We start from the raw sequence: 12,155 nt of genomic DNA on the forward strand, positions 1-12,155 counted from the left end.
CACAAAGTTACACAGAATTTTGAGATACCCCAAACACCAAAATCAGTCGTAGAAATTCCAAGAGAGACCAAACCTTATTGCACGGGGATTTGCAGGATAATTCAAAGTATGAAAATAATCATTACTTGGATATCCCTGATTGATGTGATCCATTTTTATAAATATCCTTGCACGCTTCAACTGCATGTTCAGAAACAGATCTACATAGGGATAATCACCGGTTTTACGTTGGCGTTGAGCATAAAACTGTCCGGTTGCCGGCATGTATGCCGGCGAATACCAACGGGTATTGTATCTCAAATCAAAACCCAACTGAACAAACAGAACATCAAACAAAGTATTCTGATAATACAATGAACTGTATAATGACCATTCAGGCAATGGCATTAATTCGGAGTTGCTGGTTAATTGGTAGAGTATGGTATTGTGATTGTGAAAATTTCCAAGGTTGAAATGCTTGAACAACCGGAATTCAATTGCTCTCAGGAAAGAACCTGATTGTGTTGGCATGGCATTCTGATCCCAATAAAAGTAATCATTTATGAGCCTGGTTTCAGCCGAAAGTTCAAACTTCCTGGTGGGAATTTTTACCGCCCCGCCTAATCTCAGGGTTTTTACCTGGTCGAATCTTTCATCCCAGATGAAGTGGTTGGATGTGTACCGAGATTCGAAAAATCCCGGAGAAACAAGATACAATCCACCATCGGCATATATTCCTGCGGTATCATTGGCCAGCCTGAAGTGGCTGTTCATGGCTCCGGTGATTTCTGTATCACCGGTTCGGTAACCCTGAAAATACAATCTCATCCCGGCATTCCATCTGAAGGATTCACCCAGGTTTTTAAAAATCTGTCCACCAATCAGAGTAGAAGTCAATTGCTCTTCTTCCGACAGGTATTCTGGCGAAGTGGTGAATGTTCCTTCAACTTCTGGCATGGCCGGGAAGGTGAATTGTTCAACTTCGTTGGTGATGAATGCTCTTAACCCGAACTGAAGAAGCGGGTTTGCTTCTTCATTAAACCTCAGTTGAAAGGTGTTTTTTATAGATGTATAATAGAGGTAGTCTCTGGTTTTAGTTGTGTCAATATAGATGTTATCATAAAAAAACGGCTCATTAGGAGAGAGGTAGTTTCGCAAGTTTTCAATGCGATGTTTTCTCCGATTTCTATCGAGGTGGAATGTATGAATGGCTGTTCCAACAGGCAGTTCAACACGTTCACCCTCACGACGGCTCACCGTTATATTCCCGATATTTAAAGCCTGATTGACGTAAATCTGATGATTGTCAATGCGGTTGCTGGCATCATAAAATCTGATGGGAATATTCTCCTTCTCATCGTAATCATATCTTTGAGGATTGAGAACGTAGTCATCGTCTTCAATTCCGGCATTTTCCAATTGGTCGGTTTTATTGTAAACATATGATCCGTGAACTTGATACCTCTGACCGTTATAACTAGAAAAAAATCTGAAATGGCGATTTTCAACCTGCTGAGCTTCGTACCTTCCAATGGATGATATCAATTGGTAATCAAACCCGACGTTCCATCTTTTATTGACATTTTGAGTGAAAAGTACCCCGACAACCTCTTCAGATCTTCGTTTTGGTGCGGCATACTGGTAATAGAGATTGGTGTATGGAGTCCTGGTATTGTAGTACCGCCACTCTTCCGGCTCTGTGAAAAAAGATCGAAGATTATCTGCAAACAAAAAACGGGAGTAGAGGGGCATTTTGGAAACCATGGCAGGTTGCCATGGTGCTCCTATGTTTCCAAGCTGGACATTGGCTATGGCTGCTCTGTTTGCCGGGTTATGAATCTGGAATCCCTGTGAAAGGGTGTCTATTGGTACAGTGTCTTTGACCGTTCCTAAATCCTTCAAAAACCAATTTGTTATTTTGTGCTCAACGGCTTGTGGTCTGGGACCGGATGAGTGGTCGTGATCATGGTCGTGGTCGTGATGGTGGTCATCTGTGTGACCTTCTTGTTGTGCAGGAGTTCTTCCGCCACCAGGAACATATTCCCGGTCAGGCATAATTTGAGCATTGAGTGTAAACACACTCACTAGTATATATGATATTAGAATCAGGAGACTTCTCATGCAGGGCAAATATATTGAAAAATCCACAACCATGGAGTATGAATACCTAATTCGTTTTTGGATTGGGTTTGATAATGGTTGTGATTATATGCAAAAATAACGAATATCATTCGTTATTTTGTATTTATCGAGCGTGAAAATTTTGTGACGACACAGGTGTTATGGTGACAGGTTATCAGTCTAAAGGAGTCTGCGAACAACAATGTGTCAAAGAAAAATTCGTTACAATAATGATTCGCGATGTTTTTTTGAGAGTTAAATTATTTAACTTAATTTTTATTTGCAGCTTTATTTTTTTTTTTCTTTGCAGGGCGAAAAGAATATTCCCGAATACAAGTTTTCCGGTATAATCAAATGCAAAACCTTAATTTATTGATATGATAACCCTTAACTCTATTCCTGACAGACTAATGCTTTTATCTCTTAATTTTCTTCTGCGGATGTTCTCTTCGTGCAGATTTACCTCCTTTTTTGTTTGCTGCAACGATTCCTGAACATTGTTTGTTTTCAAAAAGCATTTGCATTTATGTGCTGCTTTTAGTCAAATTCCATATTCTAAATTTTAAAGATATTTCTTATTGTCGTTAAGTTCGTCATCGGGTGACTTGTAGTCATCCGACGACTAAATGGATTAATCTAAAATTCGTAATTTTTAAAAATCTATAGTTCTTTTATAATCAGGCCGAAGCACAGTACGCCTTTTTATACGGGGGTTAAAAAAAAGCGTCCGACCCCGAAACCGAGACCGAACGCCATACACAAAATCCATTAACGGGGTTGCAGCCCCACTAACATTACAAAGTTATGAAGAAATTTAATTTATTGATTTTATTGGGAGTGTTTATTTTTGTTGGGTGTAGTGATCAGGATTTTATTGTTGACGAATCGAAATTTGTAGAGAACAATAAACAAGAGACCAGATCGTTTCAGGTTAAAGATGGCGTTCTTGTTTTTAGTGATTTTGAGAGTTTGGACAATACCTTGGAATTGTTTTTATCCATGGATGTTTCTCAGTATCAGGTTTGGTTAGATCAAAACAATATGCAAACATTATTGGGCGCATATAATGAAATTTGTTTAGCAAATGATCAGCTTGATGAATTGGTTCTTAGTGGAATCGTTCAACACAATTCTGAAAGATTGAACGCAGATGTGTACTATGATTATTTGAAAAAGGGAATCATAGTAGAGTATTTAGATGATGAAACCAATGAGATTGAATTTGATCTTGCTACTCCAACTCCTTATTGGGCTTCAGTTCTTAATCATGATGGTGTTTTTGTTGTGGGGGATTCTTTGTTTTATGTTACTGAAAACCTAATGAGAATAATCCCATGGGACAATAAGGGGAGTTTAAAATCATCGTTGAATTTGGATAATATCAAGTTTGATGAAGGTTCAGTCTGGGTTTTGAAATCTCAAAACGATGAAAATCAACTTAAGAGCTTTGATGCAACCGATAATAGATTGGATAGTAAATATGTTTATTCCAGTGGAAGAGGTCGAAGGACTCGAATTCAAGTAAAGTTTCAATCATGGCAATTTTTGGGCGATGGCACTATGTGGCGTTATATCCATTATTTGGATATAAGAAATCAATACAAAAACGGGATTAGAGGTTGGCGTGACAGAGCCTATCCAAGCATTGTGATGGGAGATTGGAGTGGGCATATAAATTTTTGGAATGGTTTGCACGGCGATCCTTACTATCGATTCTCTTCAGGCTATACGCAATCATTTTATAATGTATACAGAGCTTTTGGGAATGTCTCAATTTTAGATGGTAGTGGAGGTGGTGGAAACGGTGAGTCTGAATGGGATATTTATTTTACTCCTCGTAAAGAAATATATGATGTAAAAATTGAGAAAGCCAGATGGAAAATTGAAACACCTTTTGCCACAGCAAAAATTGAGTATGGTGGTTATACTTGGTAAATTTTCAAGATTAAAAACCAGAATCACTTTAGATTACTTTCATGCTAAGTATTATGCCAATTACCTCCCTGTTATTTCAGGGAGGTAATTTAAAAAACAGTAAAAGACACCTTTGTGGGTTTGGTTTTTCCGGACTCAAGTTGGTTGTATTAGTGCTTTTAATATCTGTTTTGTCCTGCACTAAAATCATCCCGCCCATCAACGATGATGAGCCGCATCAATATGTGTTAAACTGCTTTCTGTCACCTGATCATCCCATTGAAGTTTTCATTTCCCGCACCATACCGGTTCTTGCAAAGACGAATTATTCCTGGGAAGATGAATGGGACATTAAACTGTATGAAAATGATGTGTTGCTTCCTTTTGTGCCGGAATATGCCGATAGCAGCTATTTATTATATTACTCTGTTCAGCCCGGTTCGCATTACCGCATTGAAGCTTTAAACAGGAATAACAATCATCTTCTAACGGCTGAAGATGTTGTACCTAAAAGAGTGTCGATAACTGAACTAACCGAACTGTATCCTTTGTACACAGATAGACACGACACAACTTTTGGGCAACTTACCCTAAGATTTAATGATGATGGTAATGTTTCCAACTATTATGAAATTGTAGTAGGTCATGGTTATAATCAAAGGTTCAAAACGTCTCATACTTATAAAATCACTCATCCGGTAATTACTCATGATAGTGAATACGATTTATATCCCTTAACTCTTTTGTTTACCAATGAACTATTTAGAGGAGAAGAGCTGGTGCTTGATATTGCTAAGGATGGATATGGTGGTGCAATTATTTTAAAAAATGTAAGTTATAATTATTTCATGTATAAGAGGTATTTGTATGCACATCTGGAGAATCAAAACAGAAAGAAAGACTTTGCAGAAATATCCGATCCGGTAATGCTCTATTCCAACGTGAATAATGGTTTGGGCATTTTTGCCAGTCATTGTCAGGATATTAAATGGGTAGATGGAAATTGATTCGTAACTACCGTTTCTAAGAAATTTATTTATGATAAATAAATCAGCATTGCTATGCTTTTTGGTTCAAATGCTTGTTTCTATTTGTTTTGCATCAGAGGGCGGGCGTATTCATGGAATTGTGCGGGATGCCTCCAGCAGAGAGCCACTTCCCGGTGCTACTATTCAGTTTGGTGCCGGAGCAGGAACGGTGTCAGATCATAACGGGTATTTTAATTTTCGACACCATTTTTCCGACACCATTCTTCTGAAGGTATCGCACATAGGTTATGAGACCAGAACGGTTAAATCCTCTTGTGCCAGAGAATTGGTTTTTGAGATACTGCTAACGCCCGGAATTCAAATCGGGGAGGTAGAGGTTTCCGGGAACTACCTCAATAGTCGCGAAATTGGCACCCTTGAGATTCCTATTGAGCAATTGTATAAAATTCCGTCACTCTCCGGTGAGCCTGACTTGCTAAAGGCTTATCAGATGATGCCCGGTGTGCAGATGGGAAATGAAGGTACTGCTGGTATTTATGTGCGAGGTGGTACACCCGATCAAAATCTCTTTTTGCTCGATGGTGTTCCCCTTTACAATGTGAGTCACATGGGCGGGTTCCTGTCTGTTTTTGATGTGAGTGCTATACGAAAGGTCAATCTTTATAAAGGGTATATGCCCGCCCGTTATGGAGGGCGTATGTCTTCGGTAGTTGATGTCAGACTAAAAGATGGCAACGCTTCGGAACGTAAGCAGGAATTTATGATTGGGATTTTGGCCAGTAGATATTATTCCGAAGGGCCTTTGGGTGAGAAAAATACCTATATGTTGTCCGTACGAAGATGTAATATTGATCTCCCCCTTAGGCTCTATTATCTAATGAGTTCATCGGGGCAGGAGAGTTTTGGATACACATTTATGGATTTTAATGGCAAAGTAACCCGATATATCGATCAAAAAAATAAACTTACATTCCTTGCCTATTACGGCAGAGACAAGTTGTTTTTACGTGAACGAACTTCCAGTAGTATTTACGGGTATTCCTCCGGACTCAAATCTAAATCATTGTACAAGCACAATTGGGGCAACCTGGCAACAGCACTCAACTGGAACCATATTCTTAATGCCAGCTTGGGTCTGGATTTAATGGTGGGCAGTACCACTTATTTTAATACGGTTAGGGACAAATTCGAGAGTAAAAGCAACGATGGCACTGATAAAGGTTATGCAGAAATTCATTCAGGAATAACCGATCTGTTTGTTAAAGCAGATTTTAATTATTATGGTAACCAGAGTTTGTTGACAGCCGGTTTGGGGGCTGTCTTGCACTCATACACTCCGGCAAGCGGCTCCTATAGCTATAAAAGCTCATCACATGTTGAAAGCTCTGAATTTGCTGACCAAATTTATCGTCCCGAGCTTAATGCGTATATCGATTACGAACACTATTTTGGCGGTCGGATTACCCTTTTGTCGGGGCTAAACAGCATATATTGGCCAACGCTGGACTATTTGTCTTTGGATCCCAGAGTAGGAGTGCATTACCGGTTGTTTTCCGAATGGTTGTTAAGAAGTTCGTTAACCAGAGCGCATCAATATGTCCATTTGCTAACCACATCGGCCGACTTTCTATCGCCCGATGTTTGGGTGCCATCAACCCGGGAAATAAAACCATCCTATGCCGATCAGTTAAATCTGGGTGTAAGTTATATGGTTAAAGGGTATGAACTGAGTCTCGATATTTGGGAAAAGCGAATGCATAACCTGATAGCTTACAAACCGGGACACAATGTCACCAATACACAGCCGTGGGAGTTTGCCGTTGAAAAAGAGGGCAAAGGAACTGCCAGAGGTCTTGAGATTCTTGCACAGAAGAAGCATGGACGCAATACCGGCTGGCTGGGGTACTCTTTATCGAAGAACGACCGACAGTTTGAGAATTTAAATTTTGGCAGACCATTTCCCTTTAAGTATGACCGTCGCCATGAAATCAAGGCGGTGTTTGTGCGGAATGTGTCTGAACGGTTCTCCTTTTCAGGTTCATGGATGTTTGCATCAGGCAATCCAACCACCATTGCCACTAAAAAAGTGCCGGTAATTGATTACACTCATTTTGGTTATAACAGATATGAGGATATCGATATTAGAGACGGGCATTATTACAGCGGTGTAAACAACTTCAGGATGGAGCCATACCACCGGTTGGACTTTGGTTTTAGCTTTAACAAACAGTTGCCCAAATATTACCGAACTTATTATCTTGGTTTGTATAATGCCTACAGCCGGTTGAATCCCAACAGCTACTTTTTTAAGACCAAAAACGGAGAAGTGGTTTTTGTGCGCCGTGCGTACTTCCCGATTATACCGTCGGTGAGTTATACGTTGAGGTTTTAATCTGTGGTTGGTGGAATCAGTTTTTTAGACTTTATTGTTTTTCTTTTTGGAAATTGCATCATTTAACTTAATTTTTATTTGCAGCTTTATTTTTTTTTTTTTTTTCTTTGCAGGGCGAAAAGAAGAATTCCGGATACAAGTTTTCCGGTTTAATCAAATGCAAAACCTTAATTTATTGATATGATAACCCTTAACTCTATTCCTGACAGACAAATGCTTTTATCTCATAATTTTCTTCTGCGGATGTTCTCTTCGTGCAGATTCGCTTCCTTTTTTGTTTGCTACAACGATTCGTGAACATTGTTTGTTTTCAAAAAGCATTTGCATTTATGTGCTGCTTGTAGACAAACTCCATATTCTAAATTTTAAAGATATTTCTTATTGCCGTCAAGTTCGTCATCGGGTGACTTGTAGTCATCCGACGACTAAATGGATTAATCTAAAATTAGTAATTTTTAAAAATCTATAGTTCTTTTATAATCAGGCCGAAGCACAGTACGCCTTTTGTACGGGGGATAAAAAAGCGTCCACCCCCGAAAACGGAAATGGACGCCAGACTATAATTATTAACGGGGTTGCAGCCCCACTAACTTTACAAAGTTATGAAGAAATTTAATTTATTGATTTTATTGGGAGTTTTTATTTTTGTTGGGTGTAGTAAAGAATCAGGAGACCCAATTCTAGAATTGGAATCAGAAGGAGTTTTAACTGAAAAGGAGTTTCTTTTGAAAGACAATCTGGCTAAAACAGCCAAAATGCTGGTTCGTTTCAGTACTTGCTCTGAAGTTGAAGATGAGCTTAAAAGCACGGGGCTGTCTTATGAAATTGCAGACGAGTCATTTTATTTAAAAGAAATTTTGAGTAATGAGAGTTATTTAAAATCAGGAGGTAACAGTTTTAAAAATCTTAGGAATGCATTCTTAAACGGCTCAGATTTGAAAAGTTCAAGTCAGAATGAAATAAATGGGGTAATTGCTTCCATATTTGATTATGATTACGTTATGTATATGCCATATCCATTGGAATGGTATCCTGAAGATCGGCAATTTCTAACAATAGTTTCGCACCCTATTGATAACGAGATTGAGGGAATAGGATACAGGTTGGTTGATGGAGTACTTGAAGTTGTATTAGTTAATGATGAATACAATGATGAATATCCTGTTTTAATTATTGCTCCCAGATATTTGGTTGGAGAATATGATGAACTAGATGATTATTTTCCTGCTAATCTGAAAAGCAAATCTGATGATCCTGTGTATGAGGTGAAGCTAGGCTACTTTAGAAGTAGATCTAAATTTGGAACAAATTATTTTAAAAAGCGTGTGGAATTTGAAATACGTAGAGGTCAGGGAGAACTAAATAAAGACGGTAAAGATATCACAACCAGCTGGCCAACAAGGATTGGGTTTACCGTTCGTAAAAAAGATGTAAAAGCTGCTAGCAATGGATGGACAAAGTACCGAAATGGTGGTTGGCGGAAAATAGATCAAGTATGGGATAACGATTGGAGAGAATCAAGAACTGATCAGGGATTTGTTTTGGTTTGTACAAGTGGATCATCATCAAAAACCACTATTGATGTTAAAGTATCTGTGAATGAAGATGGTGAGGCGAAATCCGAAATAACAGCAAATACTAAGATCGAAGTTAAAGGGCGTTTTGTTGGTTCTGCATCATGGGGTCGTAATGGATTCTTTAAAACAAACCAAAATTCATCTGAAATATATGATGGATTTGCGGTTCGCTCCGTTCATTCTGATGTAAAATTTACCATGCCACATAGAATTGTTGAATAATTATTTATCATAAATCCTTATTAAATGAACAGAATAATTTTATCAGTCTTGTTGTTGGTATTCTCTTTAGTGATTAAAGGGCAGGACAAAATCATCACGAACAACAATCGGGCAATTGAGGCAGTTGTCATTGAGCAAACACCGCGATTTGTTAGTTACAAATGGTTTGGTATGGATAACAGCCCTCTATTTACCGTTAAAACACGCCAGTTGGAGCGAATAGAATATCGCAATGGGGTTGTTGATTATTTAGGAAACCTAAATCCCCGACGACAAAAACCTTTAGGAGTTAGTGCTGGGGTTTTAATGACAGTTTCAGGCATTCGAACTGACTTTTACATTCTCAGTCTTGATTATTTTATTACGCCGCAAATCAAAGTTGTTTTAAACACGGGTGAGTCATTTTATTCAGCCAATGAGTCACATTTCACAGTGGGAGGACAATATCATCTGAATCATAAAAACTCACAAACAAGATTAACTCCATACATAGGTGCGTTGTATGGGTCAGAATTTGGAGATGCCATAGCACAATTCCCTTTAGGCATTAATTATATCTTCCCATTTGGGCTAGACTTGTCAATGAGTTTAAGTCAGCAGATAAAAATAAAAAATAATTATCAATACACTCTTTTGGGTTTATCTTTAGGATGGCGATTTGGAGTGAGAAACTGATAGTGCGTATGTTTTATAATGTTGGAGATAATGTAGTAATCGGATGACTTCAAGTCATCCGATTCTAATATACACACGAATAGACATAAACATTCTTGAAATAACATTTATAGGAAGTTTAGTGAATAAAATAAATAATTAGTCTTGTTGTTTTAATCTAAGGCTTTTCCTTCCTTTAAAGATACCTGTTGGCACAAATACAGGGGGGAAATAGTGTTAATTTAGATTCCAATGAACAAAATACTCATACTAAACATTCTCCTCTCAGGATTTTTCTCTTTAAAATCCCAAATGTTTTACCATGGCGATTTTTATGCCGGTTTTGTTGAGGATGAGGTTGAATTATTTTGGGGCTTAGGAGATGGCGTAGGCTATGTCTTTTTTGATGAGTTGCACCTTTTTACCGGTATTGGATTTTATCAGTGTTATTCCTCCAGTCAAAGCTCGAGATATGAAAGATGACAGCTGGTCAACAAAAACGGTTTTACAGCCCGGCTTCTATTCCGGCATTCAATACAATATAAATATCCGTTACAATAAGGAGCTACGAAGAAGGTGGGGCTTTTATCCCGATTTCCGGATTTATTATCTTCCATATTTGCCGCGTAGAGCCAAGTGGATAGAAAGTGAGTGGGTCGTCGATAAACCGTCAGATAGCCATCAGTGGAACCGGGATTCGGGTTTGCGTCAATATCCTGTTGAAACTGTGAGTTATCATTTCCACAAAGCCAAAGGCAGGTCTGCCTCTGAACTGGGATACGGAATTGGTGGAGGTTTCTTTATCGGAAACTGGGCCAATTATTTCCAAATTCATTTTGAATACAACACCCTAAATCCTTTAAAAGTAATTAGTGAATTGGAGGATTACCCCCGAACAATTTCAAATAAGGGAGGACAATTTATTTTGCGCTTGTCGGCTGTAGGACTGCTGTGAATGAAACCTGTCAAACTAAATTCATTTAACTTAGTTTTTATTTGCAGCTTTATTTTTTTTCTTTGTAGTGTCAAAAGAATATTCCCAGATACAAGTTTTCCGGATAATCAATTGCAAAACCTTAATTTATTGATATGATAACCCTTAACTCTATTCCTGACAGACAAATGCTTTTGTCTCTCAATTTTCTTCTACAGATGTTCTCTTCGTGCAGATTTACCTCCTTTTTTGTTTGCTGTAACGATTCTTGATTATCATCAATAAACATTGTACATTATTTCCGAAGGTTTTCAAATATAGTTTGTGTCAGATATGGGTAGATGTTACCCCATGTTGTGCACTACAACAATTAAGAATTGGTAGAATTTAAACTTTGAAATTGTCAGAAAATATGTTGTTTATCTAATCCAAAAATAAACAGTATGAACAAAACAATCATTTTACTCAGTTTTGTCTGTTCTTTCGCTTTGCAGGCAAATACCCAAACGTACAATAATGCAATTGTTAGTGAGGATAGTTCATGGGCTACACTTGTATATGGATTGAGTGCTTATAATATTCCCTGTTACGTCGAAACACAACATGTTTATTTTAAGGGAGATTCATCAATTGCTTCGGTTTCGTACAAAAAAGTTTTTTCGAGTAGTGATAGACTACATGAAAATATTAATTTCGAAGGACTCATCAGAGAACATAACGAAAAAACGTTTTTTATTCCTGCAAGTTTTGATGAGGAATATTTACTATATGATTTTTCATTTGAAGCAGGTTCATTTTTTGAATATAAGGATTTTAGAACTCGGGAATCAGTCTCGCTATATGTTAACAATGTTGATTTTATAGAAATTAATGGTTTTTCAAAAAAACGCATCGAAATAACTGCAAGTCCAGATGCAGAGTGGATAGTTGATACATGGGTAGAAGAAATCGGAAGTTTAAGTGGAATATTGTACCCGTGTTATAAATCATTTTTGGATGGAGGAGTTCGAAATTTGTTATGTTATAGTCATAAGAATGAATTAATATATGTAAATCCATTCTATTCTGAATGTTATTACGATAGTGTTGGAGACATTACACTTGTGCAAACAACTGAAGCTGACAATTACAATGTTTTCCCAAATCCAGTTTCGGATGCAATAAATATTTCTTGTATAGACAACACAATTCTACTAATCGAAGTTTTCGACAACTTGGGACGGAGAGTTTATAGCCAAACACATAATGAGACAATTAATGTAAGTTCTTTTTCCAAAGGTTTATTATTGCTTAAAGTTTATGATGCAAATCAACAAGTTTCACTTTTTAAAATAATTAAAAAATAAAATATGACTGAAAGCAGAACCCAATGC

At 37.6% G+C, this 12,155-nt stretch carries 10 protein-coding genes; 8 read left to right on the top strand and 2 right to left on the bottom strand.

The window, feature by feature from the left end; all coding sequences use genetic code 11:
- Positions 1–42: 42 nt before the first annotated feature.
- Positions 43–2,100 carry a putative porin gene (locus B5X70_RS15350; protein WP_079558827.1) on the bottom strand — a complete coding sequence of 686 codons (2,058 nt, stop codon included), beginning with the start codon at positions 2,098–2,100 and terminating at the stop codon, positions 43–45.
- Between the two features lie 364 nt (positions 2,101–2,464).
- The gene (locus B5X70_RS18090; RefSeq protein ID WP_157666469.1) at positions 2,465–2,611 is read right to left on the bottom strand and encodes a hypothetical protein; all 147 of its coding nucleotides are present in this window, start codon (positions 2,609–2,611) and stop codon (positions 2,465–2,467) included.
- 293 nt (positions 2,612–2,904) lie between these two features.
- On the opposite strand from B5X70_RS18090, the gene B5X70_RS15355 reads away from it, so the two are divergent.
- From B5X70_RS15355 to B5X70_RS15385, 8 genes are all read left to right on the top strand, one after another.
- Positions 2,905–4,035 (top strand): hypothetical protein, encoded by a 1,131-nt coding sequence (locus B5X70_RS15355; RefSeq protein WP_079558792.1) that lies wholly within the window; start codon positions 2,905–2,907, stop codon positions 4,033–4,035.
- A 41-nt stretch (positions 4,036–4,076) separates the two neighbouring features.
- The gene (locus tag B5X70_RS15360) at positions 4,077–5,021 is read left to right on the top strand and encodes a DUF4249 domain-containing protein (RefSeq protein ID WP_079558793.1); all 945 of its coding nucleotides are present in this window, start codon (positions 4,077–4,079) and stop codon (positions 5,019–5,021) included.
- A 31-nt stretch (positions 5,022–5,052) separates the two neighbouring features.
- On the top strand, positions 5,053–7,395 hold the full coding sequence (locus B5X70_RS15365) for a TonB-dependent receptor (RefSeq protein ID WP_079558794.1): 2,343 nt from the start codon (positions 5,053–5,055) through the stop codon (positions 7,393–7,395).
- A gap of 602 nt (positions 7,396–7,997) precedes the next feature.
- On the top strand, positions 7,998–9,194 hold the full coding sequence (locus B5X70_RS15370; RefSeq protein ID WP_079558795.1) for a hypothetical protein: 1,197 nt from the start codon (positions 7,998–8,000) through the stop codon (positions 9,192–9,194).
- A gap of 24 nt (positions 9,195–9,218) precedes the next feature.
- Complete coding sequence (locus B5X70_RS15375; protein ID WP_079558796.1) at positions 9,219–9,869, top strand: mitochondrial porin family protein; 651 nt, start codon at positions 9,219–9,221, stop codon at positions 9,867–9,869.
- A 231-nt stretch (positions 9,870–10,100) separates the two neighbouring features.
- Positions 10,101–10,331 (top strand): hypothetical protein, encoded by a 231-nt coding sequence (locus tag B5X70_RS17960; RefSeq protein ID WP_143255089.1) that lies wholly within the window; start codon positions 10,101–10,103, stop codon positions 10,329–10,331.
- A complete protein-coding gene (locus B5X70_RS15380) occupies positions 10,321–10,803 on the top strand; it encodes a hypothetical protein (protein WP_079558797.1) in 483 nt (160 codons plus the stop codon). The genes B5X70_RS17960 and B5X70_RS15380 overlap by 11 nt, the downstream gene beginning before the upstream one ends.
- 422 nt (positions 10,804–11,225) lie before the next feature.
- A complete protein-coding gene (locus tag B5X70_RS15385; protein ID WP_079558798.1) occupies positions 11,226–12,128 on the top strand; it encodes a T9SS type A sorting domain-containing protein in 903 nt (300 codons plus the stop codon).
- The last annotated feature ends 27 nt before the right edge of the window (positions 12,129–12,155 follow it).

This window comes from Alkalitalea saponilacus, assembly GCF_900168165.1.
In the GTDB taxonomy this organism is placed as follows: domain Bacteria; phylum Bacteroidota; class Bacteroidia; order Bacteroidales; family Marinilabiliaceae; genus Natronoflexus; species Natronoflexus saponilacus.

What these genes read in the sequence shown, in the direction of transcription:
- B5X70_RS15355 (WP_079558792.1), top strand. Translation starts at nt 2,905, where the DNA reads ATGAAGAAATTTAATTTATTGATTTTATTGGGAGTGTTTATTTTTGTT.
- B5X70_RS15375 (WP_079558796.1), top strand. Translation starts at nt 9,219, where the DNA reads ATGAACAGAATAATTTTATCAGTCTTGTTGTTGGTATTCTCTTTAGTG.
- B5X70_RS15380 (WP_079558797.1), top strand. Translation starts at nt 10,321, where the DNA reads ATGAAAGATGACAGCTGGTCAACAAAAACGGTTTTACAGCCCGGCTTC.
- B5X70_RS15370 (WP_079558795.1), top strand. Translation starts at nt 7,998, where the DNA reads ATGAAGAAATTTAATTTATTGATTTTATTGGGAGTTTTTATTTTTGTT.
- B5X70_RS15365 (WP_079558794.1), top strand. Translation starts at nt 5,053, where the DNA reads ATGATAAATAAATCAGCATTGCTATGCTTTTTGGTTCAAATGCTTGTT.
- B5X70_RS15385 (WP_079558798.1), top strand. Translation starts at nt 11,226, where the DNA reads ATGAACAAAACAATCATTTTACTCAGTTTTGTCTGTTCTTTCGCTTTG.
- B5X70_RS15360 (WP_079558793.1), top strand. Translation starts at nt 4,077, where the DNA reads ATGCTAAGTATTATGCCAATTACCTCCCTGTTATTTCAGGGAGGTAAT.
- B5X70_RS17960 (WP_143255089.1), top strand. Translation starts at nt 10,101, where the DNA reads ATGAACAAAATACTCATACTAAACATTCTCCTCTCAGGATTTTTCTCT.
- B5X70_RS15350 (WP_079558827.1), bottom strand. Translation starts at nt 2,100, where the DNA reads ATGAGAAGTCTCCTGATTCTAATATCATATATACTAGTGAGTGTGTTT.